25 protein-coding genes, 1 pseudogene and 1 riboswitch are annotated in these 24,962 nt (G+C 26.8%); of the genes and pseudogenes, 10 read left to right on the forward strand and 16 right to left on the reverse strand.

The annotated features are described in order from the left end of the window. Positions 1–63 precede the first annotated feature (63 nt). Together H5J23_RS10135 and H5J23_RS10140 are read right to left on the reverse strand one after the other, a co-directional pair. Entirely contained in the window at positions 64–1,749 is a 1,686-nt protein-coding gene (locus H5J23_RS10135; RefSeq protein ID WP_185891991.1) for a DUF2207 domain-containing protein, read from the reverse strand. Continuing rightward, positions 1,730–2,284 (reverse strand): LemA family protein, encoded by a 555-nt coding sequence (locus H5J23_RS10140; RefSeq protein ID WP_185891992.1) that lies wholly within the window; start codon positions 2,282–2,284, stop codon positions 1,730–1,732. The genes H5J23_RS10135 and H5J23_RS10140 overlap by 20 nt, the downstream gene beginning before the upstream one ends. A gap of 90 nt (positions 2,285–2,374) precedes the next feature. Here H5J23_RS10140 and H5J23_RS10145 point away from each other — a divergent pair, with 90 nt between their 5' ends. Next, on the forward strand, positions 2,375–2,737 hold the full coding sequence (locus tag H5J23_RS10145; protein ID WP_023050678.1) for a YbaN family protein: 363 nt from the start codon (positions 2,375–2,377) through the stop codon (positions 2,735–2,737). Between the two features lie 33 nt (positions 2,738–2,770). On the opposite strand, the gene H5J23_RS10150 is transcribed toward H5J23_RS10145, so the two are convergent. Beyond that, complete coding sequence (locus tag H5J23_RS10150; RefSeq protein WP_185891994.1) at positions 2,771–3,205, reverse strand: CAP domain-containing protein; 435 nt, start codon at positions 3,203–3,205, stop codon at positions 2,771–2,773. Between the two features lie 316 nt (positions 3,206–3,521). Between H5J23_RS10150 and H5J23_RS10155 the strand changes: the two genes are divergently transcribed. Both H5J23_RS10155 and H5J23_RS10160 read left to right on the forward strand, forming a co-directional pair. Next, entirely contained in the window at positions 3,522–4,922 is a 1,401-nt protein-coding gene (locus H5J23_RS10155; protein WP_185891995.1) for a hypothetical protein, read from the forward strand. Positions 4,923–5,006: 84 nt separating this feature from the next. Next, entirely contained in the window at positions 5,007–6,401 is a 1,395-nt protein-coding gene (locus H5J23_RS10160; RefSeq protein WP_185891997.1) for a hypothetical protein, read from the forward strand. A 35-nt stretch (positions 6,402–6,436) separates the two neighbouring features. On the opposite strand, the gene H5J23_RS10165 is transcribed toward H5J23_RS10160, so the two are convergent. Next, positions 6,437–6,727 carry a winged helix-turn-helix transcriptional regulator gene (locus H5J23_RS10165; protein ID WP_023052284.1) on the reverse strand — a complete coding sequence of 97 codons (291 nt, stop codon included), beginning with the start codon at positions 6,725–6,727 and terminating at the stop codon, positions 6,437–6,439. Between the two features lie 115 nt (positions 6,728–6,842). Beyond that, a riboswitch (cyclic di-GMP riboswitch) is annotated at positions 6,843–6,918 on the reverse strand. A 128-nt stretch (positions 6,919–7,046) separates the two neighbouring features. Then, entirely contained in the window at positions 7,047–7,247 is a 201-nt protein-coding gene (locus H5J23_RS10170; RefSeq protein WP_023052283.1) for a cold-shock protein, read from the reverse strand. Between the two features lie 212 nt (positions 7,248–7,459). Here H5J23_RS10170 and H5J23_RS10175 point away from each other — a divergent pair, with 212 nt between their 5' ends. Together H5J23_RS10175 and H5J23_RS10180 are read left to right on the forward strand one after the other, a co-directional pair. Next, positions 7,460–8,854, forward strand: a complete 1,395-nt coding sequence (locus H5J23_RS10175) for a hypothetical protein (RefSeq protein ID WP_185891999.1) — start codon at positions 7,460–7,462, stop codon at positions 8,852–8,854. An 86-nt stretch (positions 8,855–8,940) separates the two neighbouring features. Continuing rightward, complete coding sequence (locus tag H5J23_RS10180; RefSeq protein ID WP_185892001.1) at positions 8,941–10,335, forward strand: hypothetical protein; 1,395 nt, start codon at positions 8,941–8,943, stop codon at positions 10,333–10,335. A 38-nt stretch (positions 10,336–10,373) separates the two neighbouring features. Here the strand turns inward: H5J23_RS10180 and H5J23_RS10185 are convergent, their stop codons facing one another. Continuing rightward, positions 10,374–11,117, reverse strand: coding sequence for a transporter substrate-binding domain-containing protein (locus tag H5J23_RS10185; RefSeq protein ID WP_185892003.1), 744 nt, complete (start codon positions 11,115–11,117; stop codon positions 10,374–10,376). An 18-nt stretch (positions 11,118–11,135) separates the two neighbouring features. Beyond that, positions 11,136–11,906 carry a MetQ/NlpA family ABC transporter substrate-binding protein gene (locus H5J23_RS10190; RefSeq protein WP_185892004.1) on the reverse strand — a complete coding sequence of 257 codons (771 nt, stop codon included), beginning with the start codon at positions 11,904–11,906 and terminating at the stop codon, positions 11,136–11,138. A 378-nt stretch (positions 11,907–12,284) separates the two neighbouring features. Here H5J23_RS10190 and H5J23_RS10195 point away from each other — a divergent pair, with 378 nt between their 5' ends. From H5J23_RS10195 to H5J23_RS10215, 4 genes and pseudogenes are all read left to right on the forward strand, one after another. After that, the gene (locus tag H5J23_RS10195) at positions 12,285–13,328 is read left to right on the forward strand and encodes an iron-containing alcohol dehydrogenase family protein (RefSeq protein WP_185892006.1); all 1,044 of its coding nucleotides are present in this window, start codon (positions 12,285–12,287) and stop codon (positions 13,326–13,328) included. Between the two features lie 12 nt (positions 13,329–13,340). Continuing rightward, entirely contained in the window at positions 13,341–14,504 is a 1,164-nt protein-coding gene (locus tag H5J23_RS10200; RefSeq protein ID WP_185892008.1) for an aminotransferase class I/II-fold pyridoxal phosphate-dependent enzyme, read from the forward strand. A gap of 22 nt (positions 14,505–14,526) precedes the next feature. Further along, a pseudogene (locus H5J23_RS10210) lies at positions 14,527–15,525 on the forward strand (PTS sugar transporter subunit IIC). 131 nt (positions 15,526–15,656) lie between these two features. Further along, a complete protein-coding gene (locus H5J23_RS10215; RefSeq protein ID WP_185892011.1) occupies positions 15,657–16,403 on the forward strand; it encodes a MipA/OmpV family protein in 747 nt (248 codons plus the stop codon). Positions 16,404–16,424: 21 nt separating this feature from the next. Here H5J23_RS10215 and H5J23_RS10220 read toward each other — a convergent pair whose 3' ends face one another. The 8 genes from H5J23_RS10220 to H5J23_RS10255 form a co-directional block, all read right to left on the reverse strand. Next, positions 16,425–17,027 (reverse strand): DedA family protein, encoded by a 603-nt coding sequence (locus tag H5J23_RS10220; RefSeq protein ID WP_221892798.1) that lies wholly within the window; start codon positions 17,025–17,027, stop codon positions 16,425–16,427. A 15-nt stretch (positions 17,028–17,042) separates the two neighbouring features. Then, a complete protein-coding gene (locus H5J23_RS10225; RefSeq protein WP_185892012.1) occupies positions 17,043–17,576 on the reverse strand; it encodes a DUF2250 domain-containing protein in 534 nt (177 codons plus the stop codon). 97 nt (positions 17,577–17,673) lie between these two features. Then, entirely contained in the window at positions 17,674–18,264 is a 591-nt protein-coding gene (locus tag H5J23_RS10230) for a sigma-70 family RNA polymerase sigma factor (RefSeq protein ID WP_185892013.1), read from the reverse strand. Positions 18,265–18,499: 235 nt separating this feature from the next. Further along, complete coding sequence (gene pepV, locus H5J23_RS10235; RefSeq protein WP_185892014.1) at positions 18,500–19,903, reverse strand: dipeptidase PepV; 1,404 nt, start codon at positions 19,901–19,903, stop codon at positions 18,500–18,502. 1 nt (position 19,904) lies between these two features. Further along, a complete protein-coding gene (locus H5J23_RS10240) occupies positions 19,905–20,213 on the reverse strand; it encodes a PTS sugar transporter subunit IIB (RefSeq protein WP_185892015.1) in 309 nt (102 codons plus the stop codon). Then, the gene (locus H5J23_RS10245) at positions 20,213–21,514 is read right to left on the reverse strand and encodes a PTS sugar transporter subunit IIC (RefSeq protein ID WP_185892016.1); all 1,302 of its coding nucleotides are present in this window, start codon (positions 21,512–21,514) and stop codon (positions 20,213–20,215) included. Before H5J23_RS10245 ends, H5J23_RS10240 begins: the two co-directional genes overlap by 1 nt. After that, a complete protein-coding gene (locus H5J23_RS10250; protein ID WP_185892017.1) occupies positions 21,515–22,471 on the reverse strand; it encodes a N(4)-(beta-N-acetylglucosaminyl)-L-asparaginase in 957 nt (318 codons plus the stop codon). 4 nt (positions 22,472–22,475) lie between these two features. Continuing rightward, the gene (locus H5J23_RS10255) at positions 22,476–22,796 is read right to left on the reverse strand and encodes a PTS lactose/cellobiose transporter subunit IIA (protein WP_185892018.1); all 321 of its coding nucleotides are present in this window, start codon (positions 22,794–22,796) and stop codon (positions 22,476–22,478) included. Between the two features lie 241 nt (positions 22,797–23,037). On the opposite strand from H5J23_RS10255, the gene H5J23_RS10260 reads away from it, so the two are divergent. Next, the gene (locus tag H5J23_RS10260; protein WP_185892019.1) at positions 23,038–23,916 is read left to right on the forward strand and encodes a replication initiation protein; all 879 of its coding nucleotides are present in this window, start codon (positions 23,038–23,040) and stop codon (positions 23,914–23,916) included. A gap of 13 nt (positions 23,917–23,929) precedes the next feature. Here H5J23_RS10260 and H5J23_RS10265 read toward each other — a convergent pair whose 3' ends face one another. Then, positions 23,930–24,799, reverse strand: coding sequence for an ABC transporter substrate-binding protein (locus H5J23_RS10265; protein ID WP_255494376.1), 870 nt, complete (start codon positions 24,797–24,799; stop codon positions 23,930–23,932). Between the last annotated feature and the right edge of the window lie 163 nt (positions 24,800–24,962).

Raw genomic sequence — 24,962 nt, forward strand, 5'->3', positions numbered from 1 at the left:
CTTTTATTATATCAAATCCTACTAAAAGGGTCAATTTAATACTCTGGTTTCTACTAATGTTTTTTACCAGCTTCCGCCTCCACCTCCACCAGCTCCACCTCCTGATGAACCTCCACCCATAGATGAACTACCTCCACCAAAATTACTTGGAGCCTTTGGAGCGGATAACATTGTATCATTAAAAGCAGACAAAGAGTTATTAAAGCTTCCCATGAAAGCACCTAATACAAATGCATTCCCCATACTAGAACCGCCGTACCACTGAGGAGGTTCAACTACAAGATCTTTAAATTTATCTGCCCAAATACTACTAACTCCCAATACAATTGTATAAGGAAGTATATTATAAAAATAACTTGGATTTTCTTCTAATAACATCTCTAATTTTCTTTTCTCTGCTGTTTCTAAAAATCTTTTAAAGCCGAGTATTTTTCCTAAAATTTCGTTTCCGTATTGTGTTCTACTTTTTATTTTACCACTTATAGCTAAGGTCACTAATACTGATAACCCACCTAATATAATAGTGATTGCTGTATCTATTCCTGCACTTGTACCAAAATAATAAAAGTATCCAAAACTAGCAGCTATTATGAATAAAATAGATGTTCTAACACTCCCACCAGCTCTTAAGCTTTTAGAGCTATATAAAGTTTTTTTACTCATAATTAAATCTATCTCTAAAATTTCTGCTGCTTTATCAATGTGTTTATAAAATCTATTTCTTAAATCTTTAATATTTAATTTATTTGATGAATTCTTATAAGCAGATAGAGCATTGTACATATATTTTTCAAACTCTTTTTCTGTTTCTATTTTATCTTTTAAGAATTCTATTTCAAATTCATCCTTTGTAAATAACCCACCTTTTTTCAACTCATTAATTTTTAAATAACCTTTATTAGCCCAATAAAAAATTAAACTTGTTAAATCTTTAGAATGTATAATTCCATCTATATAATATCCTATTTCTGTTGGTGTAAGATTATCAGGAGGATAAAATTCAACCGTTTGGATAACACTATCTCTATCTTTATATTTTTTTAAAAGTCCAAATGCCATTCCTGGAATAAAAAGGTATATTAGATATAAAACACCCTTAAATATATAATAAGTTATTTTTTGATCTCTAAAATTAAAATATCCCTCTGGCAACGGTAAAGCTATCGTTACGCTCTCCTTTGGATTTAAATCTACTGTTGTATAACCACTTATTATGTTTCCATTTACGTTCCATTTAACCCCATTAGTATCTGTACTACCATACTTTCCTAGAGTAAAATTCACTTTATTACTATCAAAACTTTTAGGTAGTTCTATAGTAAATTCAACCTTTTTTATAGTCGTATCCCAATCATTTCCAATTAGATTATAATAAACTTCATCATAACTAGAGTTTCTATCCCAACCTATATTATAGGTATATTTTATTATATAATCTTTTATTCCTGTCAAATATCTATTTGGATCTCCTAATCTCAAGTAGATGTAATTCCCTTCATCTTTTGCAACAGTTTGAACATTCGTCTTTATATTTGTAACCTTTATCTCTTTTCCATTAAACTCCTCTGGAATTATTCTATATATTCCTCGTCTTGGCTGTAAAAAATCCACTCTTATATTTTCATCAACACTGTAGATATTTTTATCATCTATTTTTACATTTACTTTATAGTTATCAATTATATATCCTGCATCTGCAAAAATAGTTGTAACTAAAAGAAAAAATAGGCTAAAACTGAACTTTAACATTTTGTCTTTCCTCTTCATTTTCAACTTTAAAGAATGGATATTTCTTAAATCCAAAGTTATTAGCCACTATAACGCTTGGAAATGTTTCACACATTGTATTATAAACTCTAACACTACCATTATAATATTTTCTTGCTTGCAAAATATCTTCCTCTATTGCTACTAATTCACTTTGTAACTTCATAAAGTTTTCATTTGCTTTTAATTCAGGATAATTTTCTGTTAAAGCAAATAATTTTCCTAAAGCACCTGTTATCATATTTTCGTTTTCTATTTTTTCTTCTGGAGTTGTAGCAGTCATATATCTGTTTCTTGCTGCTATTACAGCCTCTAATGTACTACCTTCATAATTTTTATATCCCTTTACAGTTTCTACTAAATTTGGTATTAAGTCATATCTCTTCTTTAAGTATGCATCAATTGTTGAAAAAGCCTCATCCACAAAGTTTCTTTCTTTAACTAACTTATTGTACACTCCTATAATATAACCAATTAAAATAACTAACAAAACTATAAATACTATTCCTAAAATCATAACTTCCTCCCTATTATTTTTTTCTTTTATGTATTATACTATATTTATTTTTAAATCCTTATGAAAACTTTTTATCTGGAGGCTTTTTGCATGAAGAAAAAGATTTTTACATTTTTAGGTTTCCTATTTTTAGGATTTGGTATCATTGGAGCATTTTTACCTATAATTCCAACTGTGCCTTTTATATTAGTTGCTGCGTATTTTTTTGAAAAAAGTTCAGAGAAATTCTATAACTGGTTGCTTAATAATAAATATTTTGGTGAGCATTTAAAAGATTATAGAGTTAATAAGGGAATTACTAAAAAAAATAAGATTATTGCTATATTATCCACAATTTTTGGGATGACATTAGGAATGTTTTTTATGCCCTTTATCATTGGTAAAATTTTACTTTTACTTATCCTTGTAGGTGTTATTTTTCATATTATAAATGTTGAAACAATAAAAAAATAGATTATAGCGATTAACTCACTATAACCTATTTCATTAACTTCCTATAAACATTTGTGTCCAGATATTATTTCCATATTCATCTCTTGAGACTCCCATCTCTTTAAATCTTGGATTTAAAATATTTTTTCTATGTCCTGGAGAATCCATCCATGATTTCATAACATATTCTGGTGTATTTTGACCTTTTGCTATATTCTCTCCAGCAGTCATATAATCTACCCTATGCTTTTTCATTAAATCAAAAGGTGTCCCGTAAACAGGAGAGTTATGACTAAAGTATCTATTTTTATACATATCATCAGATTTTATTTTAGCTAGTTTATTTAATTTTGAATTTAACTTCATAGGACTTAATCCTCTACTAACTCTTTCCCTATTAACTAATTTTAAAATAACCTTTTGATCCTCATTAGCTCCAAAAACTAATGTTCCTAAAAGAAAAACCATTATTCCTAGTAATTTTTTCAATTTTGCCTCCCTATTATAGTTTTCTATAATATATCTTAGCAAAATCTCTTTTATATCTCCAAATTTATTTTTCTTCTAATTGAGTTTTTATATAGTTTAGTAAAAATCACTATTTATCTAATTGTAGAAAAGGTAGTGCTAAAATTCTTTGGGTTTCAAATCCACCATCATTTTAAAATTAACTTTTATAAAGATAGTTGTAATTTTTATAACTATCTTTTTTATTTGTAGAAAATTTTTATAACACTTTTCTCTTATTTTTTAAAATTCTTCATATTTTCTTTATCTTTTTTTCGTGATATAAGTTAAGATGGGGGTGATTCAAATCAATACAACAAACATTAATATTTTAACACTTTTCTCTCAAGGGGACTTTTCTTTAGAGGAACTTTCTCTCTATTTAAATTTAGAGAAAAAATCTATTTACAAAAATATCAATTCTATCAACTCTTTTCTAAAGGATGAAAATCTTCCATTAATAACCTTAAATGAAGGTATTTATTCTTTAAAACTTTCTAAATCTCAATGGGAAAATCTTTTTCGAAGAAAGGATTTTATAACTAGTGATGAAATTGTAGATTATCTTTATCTTAAATTTATACATAATGGTTTTATCAATTTAGAATCTGAAAAGGAAAGATTAAATATATCTAGAAGTTCCATTATCAGATATTTTAATGATATCAAAAAAACATTAGAAACCAATGGATCGCAGTATGAATATATCGTTGGAAGAGGACTCAAATTAACTTTTTTATCTCAAACTGATAAAAATATTTTCTCTAAAAAGTTAATTAAATTTTTTATAAAATGTGATTTCTCATTAAATCATTCTATTTTCATAATAGACTTAATTGAAGACTACAATATTAATAAATTACTCAACCATTTATATAGGATTTTTAAAGCTCTAAATCTACCAACAACACATTTTATTATATCTTTTTTATGTTCGCTAAATATTTGTATAAAAGTTTTTGGAGGATTTAATTTTAAAAAAGACTATGAGTATAAAGATTTTTCTGATATTGAAAATATTATTAAATCAAATTTAAAAGATTATGATGCCTTATACCAACAGCAAATATTTTATTTTATAATCTCTTTAAAAAGAGATGAAATAAATTTTGAACCAAGTACTTTAGAAAAAGCTTTTAAAACTATTGAAGAGGTAAAAGAAAAATTTAATTTAAATAATTTAAATCCATTTTTAGAAAAAATGTTATTAAAAAAAATTTGTTTTTCTATTTTTAAATATGAAAATCATATCTTTAAAGTTAAAAGTTCTACTATAACTAATAAAGAAAAAACTTTATTAAATATATTAGATAATATTTTAAAAAAATATAACTTAAATCTATTTTTTTGTGATAAAATCTCAATTATACAAATCATTGTAAAAATAATTATTGAACATAATAAAGATTCATTAAAAAATATTTTATTACTTTTTAATGAAGTTATCATTTTAGATGATAATCATTTAAAAGATTCTTTATACAATCATAACAAAAAGTTTAATTTTCATATAGAACCAACTTTTTTTTATAAATTAAATCCAGAGAATTATGAAAATAAATATGATTTGATTTTAAGTGATGAACCTAGTTTAAATTCAAAAACAATTGTAGTAAATAGTTTTAATTCTATGCAAGTTCTTTCAGCTATTTATGGTTATATTTTTGATAAAGCTCTTGAAAATTTTTCTTATAAATAAAAAATTGTATCCTTTTGATTTAATTTTTTATATATAGATGATATACTATATTAATAGTATCTAATTAAAGAAGGGAATAATAAAATGAAAATAAATATTAATGCTAATCATATCAGAATATATAAATTATTAAATTTTATTCCTGATAAAAATATAGATTTTATTTGTAACTTCTTAAGAATGAATAAACAAAATGTTATTTTATATATAAAACAAATTTATCAGTTTATAGGAAATAAAAAACAAAATATTTTATTACAAAATATGGTTAATGAGATTATAAATAATGAATCTCTTTTTAAAATTTTAAAGCAACAACAGACTTTTGCTAAAGAAGATCGGATATTTTATATTATTTTAGTTTTGCTAAGACATTATGATTTAAACATAAATTTAAATCTAAATACCTTATCTTCTATTTTTAATATATCTAGAAGAACATTAAGCGCTGATTTAATCTCTGTAAAAAAATCCTTAGAATTTTATAATTTAAATATTTGTAGTATTCCTAGTAAAGGGGTTAGTATTTTAGGAGATATTAATAATATTAAAAATTGCTTTCTTTCATATTTTTTTAAATTTTTAGTTGAATTTGAAGAGTTACCACTTTTAATGGCTGAAGATTATTTTAATTTTTTTCAACAAAAAATATCTGAAAAAACTACTCATGAAATAGATTATTTTCTTTATGCTTTTGATTTAGATATCTTTGCTAACAATAAAAAACTTTTATGCAGTATATACAGAGTATATTTAGATGAAAATTGTTCTGAAGATATCTCTACGCTATCTCTAGAAGAGTTTAAAAAATATTTCTCCGATATTTTTTCTTTAAAACATATTGAAAAAGCATATACTTTTTTCAAAACTTCAACTTTGGGAAAATTTCCTTTAAAGAATATAAATGTTTTTATTTTAACTTTAAAATTTTGTGCTGGAATTTTAAAAGAAACAAATGTATCTTTGGATAAAGAGTCTCAGAGACTTATAAAGCTCTTTTCTAAATTTATATCTATAAACTGTTTTCAAAAAAGTTATTTTGAAAAATTTAGTAATCGAATTCATATTGCAAGTAAAGAAAGCTCTTTTTTATCAATGCATGATCTTTCATTTCTTAGTTTAAATTTAAATATTAAAGCAAAAAATGAATGTTATCATCTATTTCTTGAATTAAGAAAAACTTATTTTAATATTCAATTTTCAAATATTATTTTTCTTTATCTTTTAAATTTAAATAAAAACACTTTTTCAGAAGTTACAAATACAATAGTTGTTTTTAGAGATCTTCCTAGATTTTTACATCCTGTTATTAAAAATCTTTTTCTTTTAAAAGAAAATATACATATATCTCATTTTATTAAATATTATGAGTTAGATACTTATCTTTTACACGAAGAAGTTTCTTTAGTAATAACTTTTGAAAATTTAAATTTAAATTCTAACTATCCTTTTATTAAATATTATCCTTTACCAATATAATAAAAATAACCTCTGTAGAAAAACTTACACAGAGGTTATATTTTTAATATTTGTATTAATTTAATTTTACTACATAAATCTTTTCCTATTTTTGTTGGATGAAGTCTAAAAACTCTTTTATCATCAAACGTTCCATATTTTTGAATCAAATTTTCTTCTTCTAATCTTTTTATACAAAGCGAAACTGATCCCTTTGACAAATCCAATCCCTTAGTTAATTCACACATAGTTATTCCTGGGTTCTCATTTATTCTTCTTAAAATCCTCTCATGTGTGTAATTAATATGATATTTCCCTAACTCTTTTTTTATTTCTGTTTTACACATAATACAACACCCCTAATAGATTTTATCTATATATACTATTATAGACATTATCTCTTTTTCCTTTTTTTAACTTATTCTTTCAAAAAAAAAACACTTATCCCTCAATTTAAAAGATAAGTGCAACTGGCTACCATTTTACAGGCCCTATAGCTTTGCGTCCTATGATTTCTCATAGTTTGCCATATAATTTTGTACTCTAATTATATCCTATTTTTACCATTTTATGCAATGTTTTTTTTACAAAATGCTCTATACAAAAACAATTACAAATAAAAAAGACGGAACATCTCCGTCCTTTATATATTATTAGGATTAGGTATTAGTTTGCTTGAACTTCTTTTGCTAAAGGCCCTTTATCTCCACTTTCAACTCTGAAAGATACATTTTGCCCCTCTTCTAAAAATCTGAATCCATCTCCTATAATTCCAGAAAAATGTACAAAGTAATCTTTTCCTTCCTCACAAGTTACAAATCCAAATCCTTTCTCTTTGTTAAACCATTTTACAGTACCTTTTGTCATTTCTTTATTCCCCTCCGTGTTTATAATCCTTTTTGAAATTTAATTAATTTCTTATATGCTCTAATAATATCATATATAATTTATAAATTAAATATTCCATTTTTTCTTTTTATAGAAGCAAAAGTGGTATATAATCATATCTATTTTTTTCATTCACTTCTATTTTAATATATATCTATATATGATAAACTATTAATGTCGGGGGTGATTAAATGAATACAACAGCTGCTAATATTTTAAAACTATTATCTCAAACTGAGATTTCTATTGAAGATATGCAACTGTATTTAAACGTGGAAAAAAATTCTATCATTAAAACAATTTCACAGCTTAATGATTTTTTAGCTTCAATCAATTTACCTATTATTTCAAAAAATGATAATTTCTATTTTTTAAAATTGATGCCTCATGAATTGAAATTTTTATTTGAAAACTTTACAACTTTGACTGCAGATGAAAAGATTGACTACTTATTTATTAAATTTATCTCTACTGGGTTTTTAAATTTAGAAAAGGAAAAAGAAATTTTAGATATTTCTCGTAGCACTATTTTAAGATCTTTTCAAGTTGTTAAAGATGATTTTTCTAAAAATGGTACTACCTATGAATATTATCACGGCAAAGGTCTAGTATTAAAAAAACTATCAAAAAAAGATAAAATTTTATTCTATAAAAAACTTATGAAATTTTTTATTGAAGAAGATACTTTAGTTCCTGCAAGGAGAGAACTTTTAAACTCTATTAAACTTTTTGATACAAAAAAAAGGCTTTCTCAACTTTACCCTATACTTAAAAATTCAGGTATTTCTATAAACTATTTTTTACTTTCTTTTATATGCTCTTTAGAAGTTTGTATCCACATCTTTGGTGGTTTTAATTTTATTAATGATTCAAACTTAAATTTAGATAAATTTAAAGAGATTGAAAAAAGTATAACTATATTTGGAGATGATTTTAATAATGATTTTAAAAATCAACTAACTCACTTTTTAACATCTCTTTATTTTGAAAATGGTATTTTAGAAGATGACATTAAAAATATTTGTTTTAATTTAATAGAATCTATTAAAAAAACATTTCAAATAAAAATCTCAAATAAAGATCTTGAGAAAATGTTATTTAATAAGTTATATCTTTCATTTTTTAAATATAATAATAAAATTGTAAAAATTATTAATGTTTCTTTCAATAAACCACATAAAATAATTTTAAATAAATTAGATGAAATTTTAAATAAGTCTTCGTATACTCTTTATTTAGTAGATAAATTTATGATTGTATATGTTATCAGAAGAATTCTTATGGACGAAAATTTTTCAAATATAAAAAGTGTTCTTTTACTTTTCAATGAAGTCGTTGCCGTTGATCAAATTGTATTTAAAAAATCTTTGAAAAAATTCTACCCAAATATAATATTTGATGTTGAAGCAACTTTTTTTCATAAAAAAGATATTATACAAAATCATAAAAACTATGATATAATTATTAGCGATAGTAATATTGTGCCTAATGTAAAAGTTGTTGAGTACTATAACACTATCAATATCCACAGTATTTTAGAAAATCATGCTTTAACAAGTGGATTAAATAAATTAAACACTATTTAAATATTTAAGAACACTTTCTAAGTGTTCTTTTTTATGTTCTGTTCCTTTAAAATATATGTTAAACTATAAATGTCGGAGGTGATTAAATGAATACAACAGCTGCTAATGTTTTAAAAATTTTATCTCAAACTGAGATGTCAATAGAAGATATGCATCTGTATTTAAAAGTTGAAAAAAACGCTATTCTAAAAACGATTTCACAAATTAATGATTTTTTAGAATCTATTGATTTACCTAAAATTGAAAAAAAAGAGGATATTTTTTATTTACCACTCACTAAAAAACAATGGGAAATACTCTTTGATAATTTTAACGTTTTAACTGTTGAGGAAAGAGTTGATTATCTTTATATTAAATTTATTGCTTATGGATTTTTAAATTTAGAAAGGGAAAAAGAGATTTTAGAATTGTCGAGAAGCACTATTCTTCGATGCTTTCAAAGTGTTAAAGATGAGTTTTCAAAAAATGGGACTCGCTATGAGTATCTTCATGGAAAGGGACTTTTAATAACTGAACTGAGCCTTACTGACAAAAAAAACTTTCATCGAAAGCTTATGAAGCTTTTTATTGAAGAGGATATTTTAGTTCCTCCATTAAAATCTCTTTTAGTGGATATTAAAAAATTTGACACTAAAACTAGATTGTCTCAAATTTATCCTATACTTAAATTTTCTAATATATCTGTTAATTATTTTTTACTTTCTTTTTTATACTCTTTAGAAATTTGCTCTGAAATTTTTGAAGAATCTCTATTTAGAAATGAAAGTTACATTGAAACTAAAGAATTTAATCATATAAAATCATTAATTAATAAATATGGTAGAGATTTTAATCCTAAATATAAGGATGAATTAACTTTCTTTTTAACTACCTTGATTTTAGATTACTATTTTTTAGACAAAGATAACAAAGTAAAAACCTTAAAGTTTTTACACATTTTAAAAACTGAATTTAAAATATCTAATTTAAACTCAGAGCTAGAAGATATGCTTTTTCATAATATCTATCTCGCTTTATTTAAATTTAAAAATAATATAGTAGATTTTAAAAATACATATTTTAATGAAAATGAAAAAGTCCTTTTAGATAAATTGGATTTTATTTCAAAAAAACATTCTTATGAGTTTTTTTTAGCAGATAAATTTTCTATTGTTTTTGCTCTAAAAAGAGCTCTAATTGAGGATAATTTTAACAACATAAAAAATGTTTTGTTTCTTTTTAACGAAATAAATGCAAATCACTATACTTTATTTAAAAAAAGTTTAACTAGACTAGCTCCAGATATAAAATTTGATTTAGAAGCTTCATTTTTTCATAAAAAAAATATATTAAGAAATTTTGATGAATATGATCTTGTTATTAGTGATGAAAAGATAAATCATAACGTTTTCGTTATAGATTTTTATTGTAATTCAAAGGTTCAAAATATTCTAGAAGAAAAAGCTTTCTGTTTAGGAGTTAATAAATTTTATAAAGAATAATTAAAAAGGTGGTCTTATAAAATAAAACCACCTTTTAATTATTTAACTTTATATTTTTCTTTTAATTTTTCAATAGTCCCATCATTAACTAATTGAATTAATGCCTCATTTATTTTCTCATAATCCTTATCATTTTTTCCTAGAGCTATAGCTTTTGGTTCTCCTTCTAAAATACCAATTAATAGTAAATCTGAGTTGTTTTTAACATACTCCTCTGCCACACTTTCATCTAAAACAATTCCATCAATTTGACCATTTTTTAAGGCTAGTAAAGCTGAAGTATTATTTTGAAAAGGTATTACTGTTGACCCCAAAATATTTTTAGCAGTATTCTCTTTTGTTGTTCCTAACTCTGCTCCATATTTTTTATTCTCCAAATCATCCATTCCATTTATAGGATTTTTTTTATTTGTTATGAATGCTACCTTTGAAGTTAAATAAGGAGATGTAAAGTGAACCATCTTAGCTCTTTCTGGAGTAATGCTCATACCAGCTATAACCATATCTATCTTTCCTGTTTGAAGGGCTGATATTAAACCTCCAAACTCCATATTAGCCCACTTATATTGATATCCAAGCTTTTGAAATATAGCTTCAATTATATCTGGATCTAATCCTACAACTTTTCCATTTTCTAAATATTCAAATGGTGGATATTCTGCATTAGTTCCAATTACAAAAACTCTCTCTTTTTTCTCTTGAATTTTCTCCTCTTTCTCTCCACAGCTAAAAATAATCAATGCAATTAATGCTATAAAAATTCCTTTTAATATATTTTTCATAAAGACCTCCAAAATAGTTTAGAATAGAGGAATTATTCCTCCTTTATACTTCTCTAATATAAAACTTCTAACTTTGTCACTCCTTAAAACTTTCATTAAAGTTGCAATTTCTCTACTATTTTCATCGCCTTTTCTTACTGCTACTACATTTCCATAAGCACTCTCTTTTCCCTCAACAATTAAAGAATCTTCCTGAGGTGATAATCCTGCATCTAAAGCATAATTACAATTTATTACTGCTAAGTCCACATCATCTAAAGATCTTGGTAATTGAGCAGCTTGAAGAGAAACAATCTTTAACTTTTTAGGATTTTCAACTATATCAAACTCTGTGGCCATAAGATCTTTAGGATCTGACAATTTTATTACTCCATTATTGTGTAGTAAAATCAATGCTCTTCCAGCATTTGTTGGATCATTTGGAATAGCTATCTTATCCCCAACTTTTAAATCATTTACACTTTTATATTTCTTAGAATAAGCTCCTAAAGGTGGCACATATATATCCTCTAGAGGAACCAAATCTAAATTTTTCTCTTTCATAAAATTAGCTAAATATGGTTTATGTTGAAAAAAGTTCGCATCTAAAGATCCATCTGCTAAAGCTAAGTTTGGCATTATATAATCTGTAAATTCAATAATTTCAATATTTAATCCCTCTTTTGCTAAATCCTCCTTTACCTCATTTAAAATCTCCCCAGCAGGTATTGGAGTAGCCCCAATTTTAAACACATCTTTTCCAAAGACAAAATTTGAAACAATAATTAATAGCAATAATGTTCTTTTCATAAAATCCCCCCAGCTATAAATGTTTTAAAAATGATAATAATTTTTTATAATTTTGTCAATCTTTTTTTATTTTATTTTTTTTAAAAAAAAATTTTCAAAAAAATGTTTACAACCCTATTTTTTTATGTTATATTTATGCAAATAAAAAAATTTTGGAGGAGATTAAAAATGTCTTTAAGAAAAGTTAGGGCTATGTTTTGGTTTATGTATTATTTTAAAACTATGGTTTATGTCTAGAAATATAGATATGAGCCTATTTGTATTAAAAAAATATAGGCTTATATCCCAACTAACTTTTTAAAGATTTATTATTTAAAGCTTTTGGGAAACCAAAAGCTTTTTTATTTTATCTAAATTTATGAACTGGGAGGAAATTTTATGGAAAAATCTATTTTAACAGAAGTTTATATGGACAGCAACACTTGGAATGTTTTAGGTAAAGAGATTCAAAACTATAATAATATCTTAGTTATTCATGGGGAAAAATCCCTTTTATCAATTAAAAATGAATTTTTAAAAACTTTAGAAGGAAAAAAATTTCATCTAGTTCACTATGGAAATGAGTGTTGTCACACTATTATTAATTCCATTTTAGATAATCTAAAAAATAACACTTATGATTTAATAATTGGTGTCGGTGGTGGTAAATCTATTGATGCTTCAAAAGTCCTAATGGATAAATTAGATCTACCACTTTTCACAATCCCCACTATTGCTTCTACATGTGCTGCAGTTTCATATATTTCAGTAATGTACGAAGAAAATCATGTATTTCAAGAACTATATTTTTTAAATAGACCTCCTCATAAAACCTTTATAAATTTAGAAACTCTAATCACTGCTCCTAAAAAATATCTATGGGCTGGAATAGGGGATACACTCGCTAAATATTATGAAATGAATTTAAAAGCTCGTGGAAAGAGATTAAATTTTAATACTACAATGGGAGAGAAATTAAGTCATCTTTGTAAAGAGACTATGCTAAATTATGGAAAACATGCCTTATCTACAACAGTTGTAGATGATGATTTCAAAGAAGTAGCTGGAGTTATTCTTGTTACAACTGGAGTCGTTTCAAATCTTATTGATTTTAAATATAACGGAGCTCTAGCTCATGCTATTTTTGATGCTTTAACTAAAATTAAAAGAGTGGAAGAGGAACATTTACATGGAGAAGTAGTAGCTTTCGGTATATTAATTCAACTTCAACTAGAAGGTAATTGTGAAGAGCTTCATAATCTTTTAAAGTTTTATAAAGAGATTAATCTTCCAACTACTCTTAAAGAGATAGTTATTAAAGATGAGTATCTTGAGAAAAAAGAGGAAATTATTAATAAAATTTTAAACTCTATCGCTGGTAGTGAAATGCCACTTGAATTTACTAGAGAAGAGTTTATAGCTATTTTAGAAGGAAATTTATAGGGGGTAATTAAGATGAATGGAACAAAATTTTTAGCTAAAAGATTTCAAAATAAAGAGGAAACAACTTTTAAAAGTATTGATGAATCAGAAAAAGACAAAATTATAAATTTAGGAATTGGAGATTTAGATATACACACTGATAAAATCATTATAAATTCAGCTTTTCAAGATGCACTAAATGGTCATACTCATTATACTGATCCTTTAGGAGACTTAGAACTTCGTGAGGAGATTATTAAATATCATAAAACTGAATTTAATAATTACAATGTTAATCTTGATGAAGTTATTGTTTTATCAGGAGCTTGTCATGGTATGTATCTAGCTCTACAAGCCACGTTAAACGAAGGGGATGAAGTTATTGTAATTGCACCATTTTTCCCTGTTTATGTAGATCAAATAAAAGAAGCTAAAGGCAATCCAGTTATTGTTCATACAACTATTGAAAATAACTATCAAATTATTAAAGAGGATTTAGAAAAAGCTATTACTAATAAAACCAAGGGTATTATTATCAACACTCCTTCTAATCCTACAGGAGTTTGTTACTCTTTAGAAAGTTTAGAGATTGTTAGTGAGTTAGCTCAAAAACATGACTTACTTGTATATGCTGATGATATCTATGATTTTTATGATTATTCTAATAGTTTTATTCCTATTTACACTTTAGCTGGAATGAAGGAACGAACTATTTCTGTTTGTAGCTTTTCTAAAAATTTTGCTATGACTGGTTGGAGAGTTGGTTACAATATTGCACCTAAGGCTATTGTAGATACAATTAGAAAAATAAATGAAGTTATTGTCTATAGTGCTTCAGCCATATCTCAAAGAGCAGCTCTTGCAGCTTTAAAAAATAGAGAACATGTAAAAAATAGTGTTGTTCCTCTATATAAAGAAAGAGTTGAATATAGCTTAAATAGAATCAATAATATCTCTGGTTTAAAAGCTTTTGCTCCACAAGGTGGAATATATATTTTTATAGATATCAGTGAAACAAACCTTAATTCTATTGAGTATTCAGATTATCTTTTTGAAAAATTAAAAGTTAAAGTTATTCCTGGAAAGCCTTTTGGTGATGATAAAGCAGTTAGAATAGCTTGTTCTAATAGTTTAGAAGTTTTAAAAGAAGCTTTTGATAGAATTGAAAAAAATTCAATAACTAGTATGGGAAGGTGAAAAAATGAAGATAAAAGAGCTAATGTTTAAAATATTAAATGGTATGAGTTTAGGGATTGTTGCTACTCTTATTCCATCAGCAATTCTTGGTGAAATTGCAAAGAGCTTAAATTTAATAAGTATACTAAATCTAACAAAAATTTCTACAAGCTTACTTCCTTTTGCAATTTGAACTGGAGTTTCATACCAATTAAGCTTCACTCCTTTAGAAAGTATATGTGTTTCTGTTGCCACTTTTATTGGATCAGGTGTTGTATCTTTTGTTAATGGAAATATAGTTCTAACTGGAACAGGTGATGTTGTTAATGCAGGTGTTACAGCATTTATTGCATCTTTAGCTATCTATCTTTTTAGAGATAAAGTGAAGGGATTAAGCATGGTAGCTCTTCCTATCTTAATTTCAACTGCTATTGGATGGATTGGTTTAAATCTTTTACCTTATGTTAGTAAAGTCAATGGAGCCATTGGTCTTACTGTTGAAGAAGTTGTTAAAATGCAACCTCTTTTAACTGGAGGAATTATAGCAATTATATTTTCTATTCTTATTATTTCACCATTTTCTACTGTTGGAATAGCCCTTGCTGTAAATCTTGGTGGTATTGCTGCTGGTGCTGCAAACCTTGGAGTTTGTGCTGCAGCCTTTGGTCTTGCTCTTGCTGGACTTAAGGTTAATCCTATTGGTATAACTTTGGTGCCTGTTTTAGGTTCTGCTAAAATACAAATGGCTAACTTTGTTAAAAATCCCCTTATTATTGTCCCTATTGTTATTAATGCTTTTACATTAGGAGTTTTAGGAGCTTTATTTAATATTAAAGGAACTGCTTTTAGTGCTGGTTTCGGAATTAGTGGTTTAATTGGACCAATTAATGCTTTAAATCATCTCTCTTGGAATTTAAAAAATATACTTCTTGTGGTTACTTTGTTCATTATTCTACCAATTGTTTTTGGATATATTTGTAACTTTATTTTTATAAATAAGTTAGTTTTAATTAAAGAAGAAGACTATAAAGTAACTATATAGTTGAAATCTTAGTTCTTTGAAAAAAAGTACACCTCTTTTAGCATTAGATTTCTATATTATACTTAGTTTTAAAACTATATATTCTATGATATAATTGTTCCGTTACAAATCTATATATTTGGAGGAGCATTATGAAAAAAATTATTTTTGGAATTTTAGCCATGACTTTATCTACTATGGCTTTGGCAGAGAATAGATATGGCGTAGGAGCTGGGGTTGGAGTTTCTAATAGTATCTATAAAGGAGCTGAAGACAAAGCTTATCCTGTACCCCTTTTAGATGTTAACTATGGTAACTTCTATATTAAAGGAATTACTCCTGGATACTTCTTCTTTAAAGGTGAAGATCTATCTCTATCTGTATTCCTTGATCCTATGGCTGGTTTTCCTATTAAAGCTAAAGATATGGGAGATGGATATACTAATATTGATGACAGAGACTTCCAAGCTATGGTTGGATTAAGAGCTGACCTAAACACAGGAATTGCTGGAATTAGAACAGGAGCTTCTGTTCAGTTTGGTGAGCATGGTTCTGAAGCAAAATTAAGTGCTTTTAGACCTTACAACATCAATGATAAATTTACTTTAGTTCCAGGAATTTATGTTAAAGGGTTCTCTGGAGATTACACAGATTACTATTTTGGTGTAACATCAGACGAAGTTAATAGATCAAGCAATGATAAATTAACTAGAGAATATAAAGCTGATACTGCGTATTCAATTGGAGCTAACTTATCAGCTGAATATAAATACAATGAAAAGGTATCTTTCATAGGAATTTTAGGAGTAGAGAAGTTTTCTAGCGAAGTTACTGATTCTCCTATCGTTAATGATGATCCTTTATTTATTGCAAGTATTGGAGCTAAATACTTCTTCTAGCAAAAAAAGACTAACTTAAGGTTAGTCTTTTTTATTTTTTCTCATTTTTAAAACTTTATAACCTACATAAACTAATGCTAATAAAGCAACTAAATATTTGTATCTAACAATATATATATTTATAATATGCTCATAATCTTTATATAAAGTTCCTACACTTACCATAAATGCAACATATATTCCTGCTCCAAGTCCTGTAAAAATACTAAACTTATAGATATTCATCTCTAAGATTCCAGGAGGAAAGGATATATACTGTCTAATCACTGGTATAAATCTTCCTAAAAATACTATTAGCTCTCCTCTCTTATCAAATAGATTTTCCATTTGAACCAATCTATTTTCATCTAAAAAAAGATATTTCCCATATTTTAAAAGAAGGCTTCTTCCTAAAGTTCTTCCAAGAAAATAGTTTAAACCTGCTCCACCTAGACTTCCTAAAGTTCCCGCTAATAATACTGGTATAAAACTCATCTCTTTAGTTCCTATTAGATACCCTGCTGGAAGCAGTGCAACTTCTGAAGGAAAAGGGATAAATGAAGATTCTAAAAACATCATTATAAAAATTCCAAAATAACCTAAACTCATAAAAAATTCACTAGCTTGTTTTATTAACTCTTCCACTTTTTCTCCTTCTATTTAAATTATAATAATATTGGGTAGTTCTAGTAACTTCTCTTTCTCTACCTCTGTTATCTCTCCTCTTAAAGTTATTGTGTGACCATACTCTTTTTGAAGATTTTCAAATTTTTCATTTAAAATATTTTTTACATTTAGTTCCTGTGAATAAGGAAAATCTATTACGCAGTATATTTTTTTCTCAGTATTTTCTATTACATTGTCTAATTTATTTTGTAAAGCTTTATTATATGTTTTAAACGCCTCTCTTACCTCTAATTCATGCTCTTCCTCTAACTCTTTTGCCTTTTTTTCTCCAAGCTTTGTCAATTTATAATAAGTATGATTTCTATGTTTAACTACTACATTAGCTTCCTTGGTTTTATACTGAACCATTATATTTTCAACTCGCTCTAATATTTTATCTTTAATTAATATTCTTATACATTCTCTAACTTCATTTTGATTTTCAAGTATACGATTAGCTAATTTTGATATAAATGTAGGTCCTATTTTATAGATTGTTAATACTATTTTTTTCTCTAATTCATTCATATTTGCTCCTAGTTTTTTTCATATTATATCATAACTTTGGTAAAAATTTGGTAAATAAAAAGGACGAAAGTTTTGTCTTTCATCCTTTATTCTTATATTAATCTCTAGTGTATTCTGATAAATACCCTAGAATTTTTTTTCTTACTCTTTGAATTGCATTATCGATTTTTTTAGACGGTTCTTCTAAAAGCTCTGCAATTTCGTTATATTTATACTGTTTACAAGTATAGAAAAACACTTTCTTTTCTAAAGGTGTTAAATTACTATTTAAAAATTCTCCTAACATCTCTACCAATTCTTTCCCTATAAGAATATCCTCTGGAGAATAAAAGTTTACAGATGGTTTTGCATATTGAACTAAATCATCTAAATTAATATCTTTATCTCCAATTATTGATGTATTTAACTTTTGATTTCTATTTGAATTTGACGATTTTACTGCTGTAATAATCTGTCTTTTTATACATAGATTTGCAAAAGTACTAAAACATACTTCCCTTGTTTCGTCAAATGACTTTACTGCCTTCATAAGACCTATATACCCCTCTTGAAGTAGATCATCAATGTCTCCGCCCTTTATAAAAAAGTTTTTACTGTTTCTCAAAATATCACCTTTATATTTTAAAAAAACTTTTTCCATGGCCTCTTCGTCACCACTTTTTGCCAACATTACGTCTCTTTCATCCATTAGTCTGCCCCCTTAACTATTTAACGGTAAAAAAAGTAAAATTAAGCTCGCCCCTAAGCTGTAAAAATTTTCAATTGTCCTTCACTATGAAAAAATAATACCATATATTTTTTTTTATTTAAACGTTCCAATTTTTCTTTTTCATTCATATTCTTTGAAACATATAATAATATTCTAATATAATATTTTTTCAATTTTTTTGAATAAAAAAACTACCTTTTTAAAGGTAGTTTCTTTATGCTAATTCCAATACTCCTAATGCATACATTAGCATTCCTTGTTTTAGCATATCTATATCCATTTTTTCATCAAATCCATGAGGATTACCTCTAAACTCTTTAAAGTTTGGTCCAAATGCAACTGTATTTGGCATAAGTTTTGCATATGTTCCTCCTCCTAAAGCTACAGGTTTATCATCTCTATCTGTTACATCTTTAAAAACTTTTTGAAGTTTTTCAACTAGCGGATGCTCTTTAGGAAAATATAGAGGTTCATTATGATTTTCTTTTACAAACTCTACATTATTTTCTCTTCCTATTTTATCAAGTGTAGTATCTAACTGTTTTTCATCCGTAGTTACAGGATATCTAATGTTAAACTTAACATATATTGAAAAATTTTTTTCCTCGATTATCTTTACAATCCCACAACTTAAAGTTAAATCTCCTGTTTCTTCGTTTTTAGTTTTTATATTTAATCCACTTCCATCTGTTTCTACCCCAACAACTTTATCCATAAAATTAACAAATCTTTTTAAGGAATCTTCCTTAGATATAACACTATTTAGGAATCTAAATAGCCAAGTTATTGGATTCACGCCTCTTTGTGGAGAACTTGCATGAGCTGGTATTCCCTTACATGTAATTTCTAAATATCTCTCTTTTTCTAAAATTTCAAATTTGCATGGAGTATCTTTAAATTTTTCTAACTCTTTTAAAACCTTTTCAGATAAATCTTTTTTTAGAAATACCTTAGCCTCTTCAGGAACTACGTTTGATCTTGTTCCTCCAACTATATCTAATATTGAAGTCTTTTCTTTTATAAAACTATCTTTAAAAGAGAATGTGTAGATTCCTTTTTCTGAAAATACAACTGGAAACTGTCCATCTGGAGTAAAAGCATATTTTGGAGCTTTTTCTTTAGACAGATAATATTTTATATCCTCATCTCCGCTCTCTTCATTTGTCCCAAATATTATTCTAACTCTATGATTAAAAGTTGGAACACACTCTTTTAAAGCTTTCATTGAATGTAGCGCTGAGATTATTGGTCCTTTATTATCTAAGGCACCTCTTGAAATCATATTCTTTCCTATTATTTCTCCACTAAATGGTGGAACACTCCACTTTGAATGCTCTCCTTCTGGTACCACATCTATATGGCCTAAAACTCCTATATACTCTTCTCCCTCTCCAAACTCAGCATACCCAATATAGTTATCTAAATTTACAGTTTTAAACCCTAGATCTTTTGCTATTTTTAATGTTTCTTCCAATCCTTTTTTTAATCCTAAACCAAAGGGAGCACCAACGGTGCTCTCCTCTTTTACAGTTTTAATTTTAACAATCTTTTGTATATCTTTTAAAGTATCTTGGAAATGTTCATCTATATAGTGCTCTAGAGTTTTTCTAGTATTCAAACTACTCCTCGATTAATGAAAGAGCAAAATCTAAAATTTTATCCCCTTTCATCATTCCATAATCCATCATATTTATAACTTCAACTTTCTTTCCAACCTCTTGAGCTATTTTATTAAGCTCATCTTTTCTAAACTTAACTTGAGGTCCTAATAAAAATGTATCGTATTTATCTAAATTCTCTTGAAACATCTCTAATCCAACAGCTTTTATCTCTACAGGGATTCCTCTTTTTTCTGCTGACTCTAACATCTTTTTAACAACTATACTTGTTGACATCCCTGCTGAACAAAGTAGTAATATTTTTTTCATTATTTTGCCTCCTTCTCAAATGCCTCTACCGCATCCTCTTCGTATTTACTTGCTTTATCTAATATTCTTAAGAATGGTAGATATATTAGAGCTCCTAATATTAAGTTAACTATTTGAATAATAGCTCCTGACATATCTCCAACTGTTAAAAATCCACTAATTATTGCTGGTGTTGGCCATGGGAAAGCTACTCCTAAAGGTCTACTTACAAGCCCAATTGTCATTGCTAAATATTGAGTTGTAACAAATACTAACGGAATTATATTAAAAGGTATTAACATAATTGGGTTTAATATTATTGGCATTCCAAATAGAATTGGCTCATTTATATTAAATATCCCTGGGACAGCACTAATTGCTCCAACACTTTTTATATGTTTACTCTTTGCAAAAAGACCTATTGCCAAAAGTAGTGATAAAGTTGCTCCAGCTCCACCCATCCATATCATATCAAAGAATTGCTCTGTAATAACGTGTGGTAATGGTAATCCCTCTTTTAAAGCATTGATATTTTCAACTTGATTCTCTAACCAGAAAGGTCTTACAAATCCATTTACCATAGATCCACTATTTATACCAACTGACCACAGTATTGAAATTGAGAATACTGTTAATAGTGATCCAAAGAATGATGTTCCTAAAGCTCTTAATGGCATTGCTAAAACTTTATATACAAAATCATGAATTGTTCCATACTCAGTGTTCATCATACCTATTCTTAATAGTAATGCTAAAGATAATATAACTGTTCCTGGAATTAATGCTTCAAATGATTTTATAACTTCAGGTGGTACACCATCTGGCATCTTAATAAGAATCTTTTTATTTACAAAGAATCTAAATATATTAGCTGTAACTATACCTATTACCATAGCGATAAACATTCCTTTACTTCCAAGCCAGTTAAAGCTTAAAACAGAACCCATACCTTCAACTTCAGATAATGGTGTTAAAATTAAAAATGATGCTAGTGATAAAAGTCCAACAGCTACACTATCAAGTTGAAATTGATTAGCAAGTTGTTGAGCAACTAAAAATGCTACATAAACTCCTACCAATGAGAACGTTGCACTTACAGGAATATCTATTACATTTTTCCAATTTGCCCCAAATGTTTCTAACATAAACTTTTGATAAGCTGGTAATGGAAATGCTGATATCATTAAAAATATAGATCCAATCATTAAAAGAGGCATCATTAAAACGAATGCTCTTCTAATACCATTAATATGTTTATTTCTTCCAATCCAAGCTGCTACAGGAACTAGCTTTTCTTCTAAAATCTCAATTACTTTTGACATTTAAATCCCCCTTTGAATTCTCTCTTTATATGCTTTCATATACTCTTCAGATGCTACTTCTATCTTTATCTCTCCATTTTCTTGAGGAGTTGATATGTAAACTTGAGGTTTTTCTGTTTCTGTTCCAACACAGAATGTGAACTCAACATTTGTTCCTATTCCCCATTCACCTTTATTATTCATAGCTACAATTGATATCTCGCCAGCTTTTCCTCTTCTTTTTCTTAAAGTTTCAGAAAACTCATCAACAGCTTTTTGAGCAGCTTCCATTGGATGCTCTCCCTTTTTCATTCTCTGAACTACTTCATAAGAAAGACAGCCTTTCATTATATCTTCTCCAAGACCTGTTGCTGCTGCCCCTCCAATTTCATTATCAACATAAAAACCTGAACCTGAAACTGGTGAATCACCAACTCTTCCCTTTTTCTTCATAAAAAGTCCACTTGTTGAAGTTGCCACAGCCATATCTTCATCCTTATCTAAAGCTATCATACAAACAGTATCATGACCATCATATGGAGAAAGATTTTTTTCTTGTATCTCTTTAACTCTTAATTCCCAAGTCTTTTTAGCTCTTTCTGTTAACATATTTTGTCTTGCAAAGCCATTTTTATGAGCATATGACTCTGCTCCAGCTCCAACTAAAAATATGTTGTATCTATCCGCACTAAGTTTTCTTGCTATAGATATTGGATTTTTAAAATCCTTTATTGAAGCTACTGCTCCTATAGAAAGAGTTTTTCCATCCATAAATGCTGCATCTAATTCAACTTCACACTCTTCATTTGGAAGTCCTCCATAACCTACAGATTTATAAAATGGATAATCTTCTACAAATTTAACTGCTTCTTCCAAAGCATCTTGACATTTTCCACCGTTTTTTAACATCTCTGAACCTAAAGTTACTCCTTCAGAAGCCATTCTCCAAGTTGCTATCATACCCCATTTTTTTCTCATACTCTTATTCTCCTTTTAACTCTTTCAACTCTTTATGTACTTCAATTAGCTCTTCTACTAACTCTCTAGCTAATATTGCATTCATAAGATGATCTTGTGCATGAATCATAAGTAGATTTATCTCTACACCTTTTCCATCTGCTTCATTACATATAAGTTCAGTTTGTACACTATGAGCTGCATACATCCTTTCTTTTGCTTCATCTAGTAACTTTTTAGCATTTTCAAACTCCCCCTTCTTAGCTGCTCTTAAAGCTTCATAAGATAGAGCTCTACTCTCACCTGCATTTCCAACTATGGCCATTGCTATCGCTTCAATATCCATAAAAAACCTCCCGTATCATTTCATAGTTTAACTTTATACTAATTCTTTTTATTGGTCAAATGACATTTTTTCAGTGCGTATTTCGTTAATAACATTCATTTTTTATATATAAAATCTTGATTTTAACCTTTTTATAAGCTATGATTATATATAACGATATAAGATATTTTGATATATCGTTTTAAAAAAATATTTTTCATATTAAAAAAAATTTAAAAAAATTAGAAAAAAGGAGTTCAGAGTGGAAAATAAAAATATTTTTATTGAATTTTCTAAAAAACTGAGTAAAAAAGAGAGAGATTTTTTAAGATCAGTTGATATTAGCAGTAGCTCAGTTACTGTTCATTTAGAAACGCTTTATAAAATATTTGAAGTTAAAGAGGAGCCAAAAGTTATTGAATTAGAAAAACTTTTATTTAAGTTTTTTTCTAAAAATATAGTTATCACTGATTCAAATCTAAATTTAAAAAAAAGATTCAATATTCTAAATAGTTATTTTTTTGAAAAAGATTATGTTACCTTTGAATTTTCATCACATATTTTAAATGAAAAAATCAAAAAAATACTTAAATTTAAAGAGAGATACTCATACAGATTTTATCAAGAGATTCTAAACAGTGAAAAAAATATTTTAAATATCTCAATGAATAATTTAAGAGATATATTAGAGATACAAGAAACTTACGATAGATTCTATGACATTGAAAAAAATCTCTTAAAGCCTATTTTTAAAGACCTTACAACTATTGGGGAGTTAGATATTGAATATGAAAAGGATAAAGTTGGAGAGTATAAAAGTGCTAAAATTTTAGGAATTAAAATTATAAAAGATTATAAAAATAGTGAAACTAATGATGTTAAACCTGTTTTTACTTTAACCAAAACTTTTAAAAATCTTTTTGAACTTCATAGCGAACTTATGGAAATTTATAAAAAACTTAAAGGAGATTCATCATATATTTCTAACTATCATTTTAACTCAAAACTTTTAGTTAAAATATATAATATAAAAAATGATGAAACTTTAGTTTACACTTATAAAGAGTTTACATTTAAAATCTTATATAGAAAAGATCTACCTACAATTATTGAGATATTTGAAAATCTTGAGGATGAATAAAAATAGAGAGCTTTCACTCTCTATTTTTATTTCTAATTTTATCTATTCCATCTGATAAAATTTCTATTCCTTTTACCACATGTATTCCAGAAGATATATAATTTAGTGGTATCACTATAAAGTTGTTATTTTTAACAGCTTCTAACATTTTTATTGGTGATCTATTTTTTAAAAACTCTATTTTCTCTTCTGAGCTGGCATTGTCATAATCAATAATCACAATTACTTCTGGATTAGAATCTATTATCTTTTCCCACTGACCACTCCCAAATCCAAAGCTAGTTTCTTTGTATATATTTTCTCCACCTGCTATCTCTATTAAAGTATTTCCTATAGCACCACCACCAACTACATAAGGAAAATCTTCTTTTCCATCATAACCAAAAACTTTTAATTTTTTCTTATAAATATTTTTATTTTTAATTAATTCTACCTGCTTTTTTAGTTTCTCTATCAATGCTCTTGCATTAGTTTCTACGTTAAATTTTTTACCAAAAAACAATATATCTTCATATAAACTTTCTAAACTATTACTTTCTAAAGTTTTAGGTATATATACCTCAACTCCATTTTTTTCTAGCTCTTCAACTTCACCTAAATTTTTCTTAGTAGATATTGATTTCCAGCCTGTTAAAAAATTTGGATTTAATTCATAAAATTGCTCTTTTGTTGGAGAGCGTTTTGAGAGCTCTGGAATTTTTTCAAATTGCTCTTTTAATTCTGGAGCAATTTCATTCCATAAGTTTGCTGTTCCTACTAACTGTTTTTCAGCTCCAATTGTCAATAAAATCTCAGTTGTAAATTGAGCTGTTGAAACTCCTCTAACATCACTAGCATAGATATTTAATCCTAATAAAATAGTCACTAACATAGATATTTTCATATAAATCTCCCCCATGAAATCTGCTTTACGTTAATAATCTATTCATTATCACTATTTTATTTCCTTTTTGAATTTTTAAACACTTATCCTCTTAGCATTTTCAAGTATATTTATAAATTTTATATGTTTTTTTAAAACTTTTATATTGACATCAGTACATATT

The organism is Cetobacterium sp. 2G large, from assembly GCF_014250655.1.
GTDB lineage: Bacteria > Fusobacteriota > Fusobacteriia > Fusobacteriales > Fusobacteriaceae > Cetobacterium_A > Cetobacterium_A somerae.

Bases quoted from the DNA above. Each gene is read 5' to 3' on its own strand.
- H5J23_RS10230 (WP_185892013.1), bottom strand. From the start codon at position 18,264: ATGGATGAAAGAGACGTAATGTTGGCAAAAAGTGGTGACGAAGAGGCC.
- H5J23_RS10145 (WP_023050678.1), top strand. From the start codon at position 2,375: ATGAAGAAAAAGATTTTTACATTTTTAGGTTTCCTATTTTTAGGATTT.
- H5J23_RS10190 (WP_185892004.1), bottom strand. From the start codon at position 11,906: ATGAAAAGAACATTATTGCTATTAATTATTGTTTCAAATTTTGTCTTT.
- H5J23_RS10215 (WP_185892011.1), top strand. From the start codon at position 15,657: ATGAAAAAAATTATTTTTGGAATTTTAGCCATGACTTTATCTACTATG.
- H5J23_RS10165 (WP_023052284.1), bottom strand. From the start codon at position 6,727: ATGTGTAAAACAGAAATAAAAAAAGAGTTAGGGAAATATCATATTAAT.
- H5J23_RS10140 (WP_185891992.1), bottom strand. From the start codon at position 2,284: ATGATTTTAGGAATAGTATTTATAGTTTTGTTAGTTATTTTAATTGGT.
- H5J23_RS10240 (WP_185892015.1), bottom strand. From the start codon at position 20,213: ATGAAAAAAATATTACTACTTTGTTCAGCAGGGATGTCAACAAGTATA.
- H5J23_RS10185 (WP_185892003.1), bottom strand. From the start codon at position 11,117: ATGAAAAATATATTAAAAGGAATTTTTATAGCATTAATTGCATTGATT.
- H5J23_RS10245 (WP_185892016.1), bottom strand. From the start codon at position 21,514: ATGTCAAAAGTAATTGAGATTTTAGAAGAAAAGCTAGTTCCTGTAGCA.
- H5J23_RS10200 (WP_185892008.1), top strand. From the start codon at position 13,341: ATGAATGGAACAAAATTTTTAGCTAAAAGATTTCAAAATAAAGAGGAA.
- H5J23_RS10250 (WP_185892017.1), bottom strand. From the start codon at position 22,471: ATGAGAAAAAAATGGGGTATGATAGCAACTTGGAGAATGGCTTCTGAA.
- H5J23_RS10255 (WP_185892018.1), bottom strand. From the start codon at position 22,796: ATGGATATTGAAGCGATAGCAATGGCCATAGTTGGAAATGCAGGTGAG.
- H5J23_RS10135 (WP_185891991.1), bottom strand. From the start codon at position 1,749: ATGTTAAAGTTCAGTTTTAGCCTATTTTTTCTTTTAGTTACAACTATT.
- H5J23_RS10160 (WP_185891997.1), top strand. From the start codon at position 5,007: ATGAAAATAAATATTAATGCTAATCATATCAGAATATATAAATTATTA.
- H5J23_RS10195 (WP_185892006.1), top strand. From the start codon at position 12,285: ATGGAAAAATCTATTTTAACAGAAGTTTATATGGACAGCAACACTTGG.
- H5J23_RS10180 (WP_185892001.1), top strand. From the start codon at position 8,941: ATGAATACAACAGCTGCTAATGTTTTAAAAATTTTATCTCAAACTGAG.
- H5J23_RS10175 (WP_185891999.1), top strand. From the start codon at position 7,460: ATGAATACAACAGCTGCTAATATTTTAAAACTATTATCTCAAACTGAG.
- H5J23_RS10225 (WP_185892012.1), bottom strand. From the start codon at position 17,576: ATGAATGAATTAGAGAAAAAAATAGTATTAACAATCTATAAAATAGGA.
- H5J23_RS10170 (WP_023052283.1), bottom strand. From the start codon at position 7,247: ATGACAAAAGGTACTGTAAAATGGTTTAACAAAGAGAAAGGATTTGGA.
- H5J23_RS10265 (WP_255494376.1), bottom strand. From the start codon at position 24,799: ATGAAAATATCTATGTTAGTGACTATTTTATTAGGATTAAATATCTAT.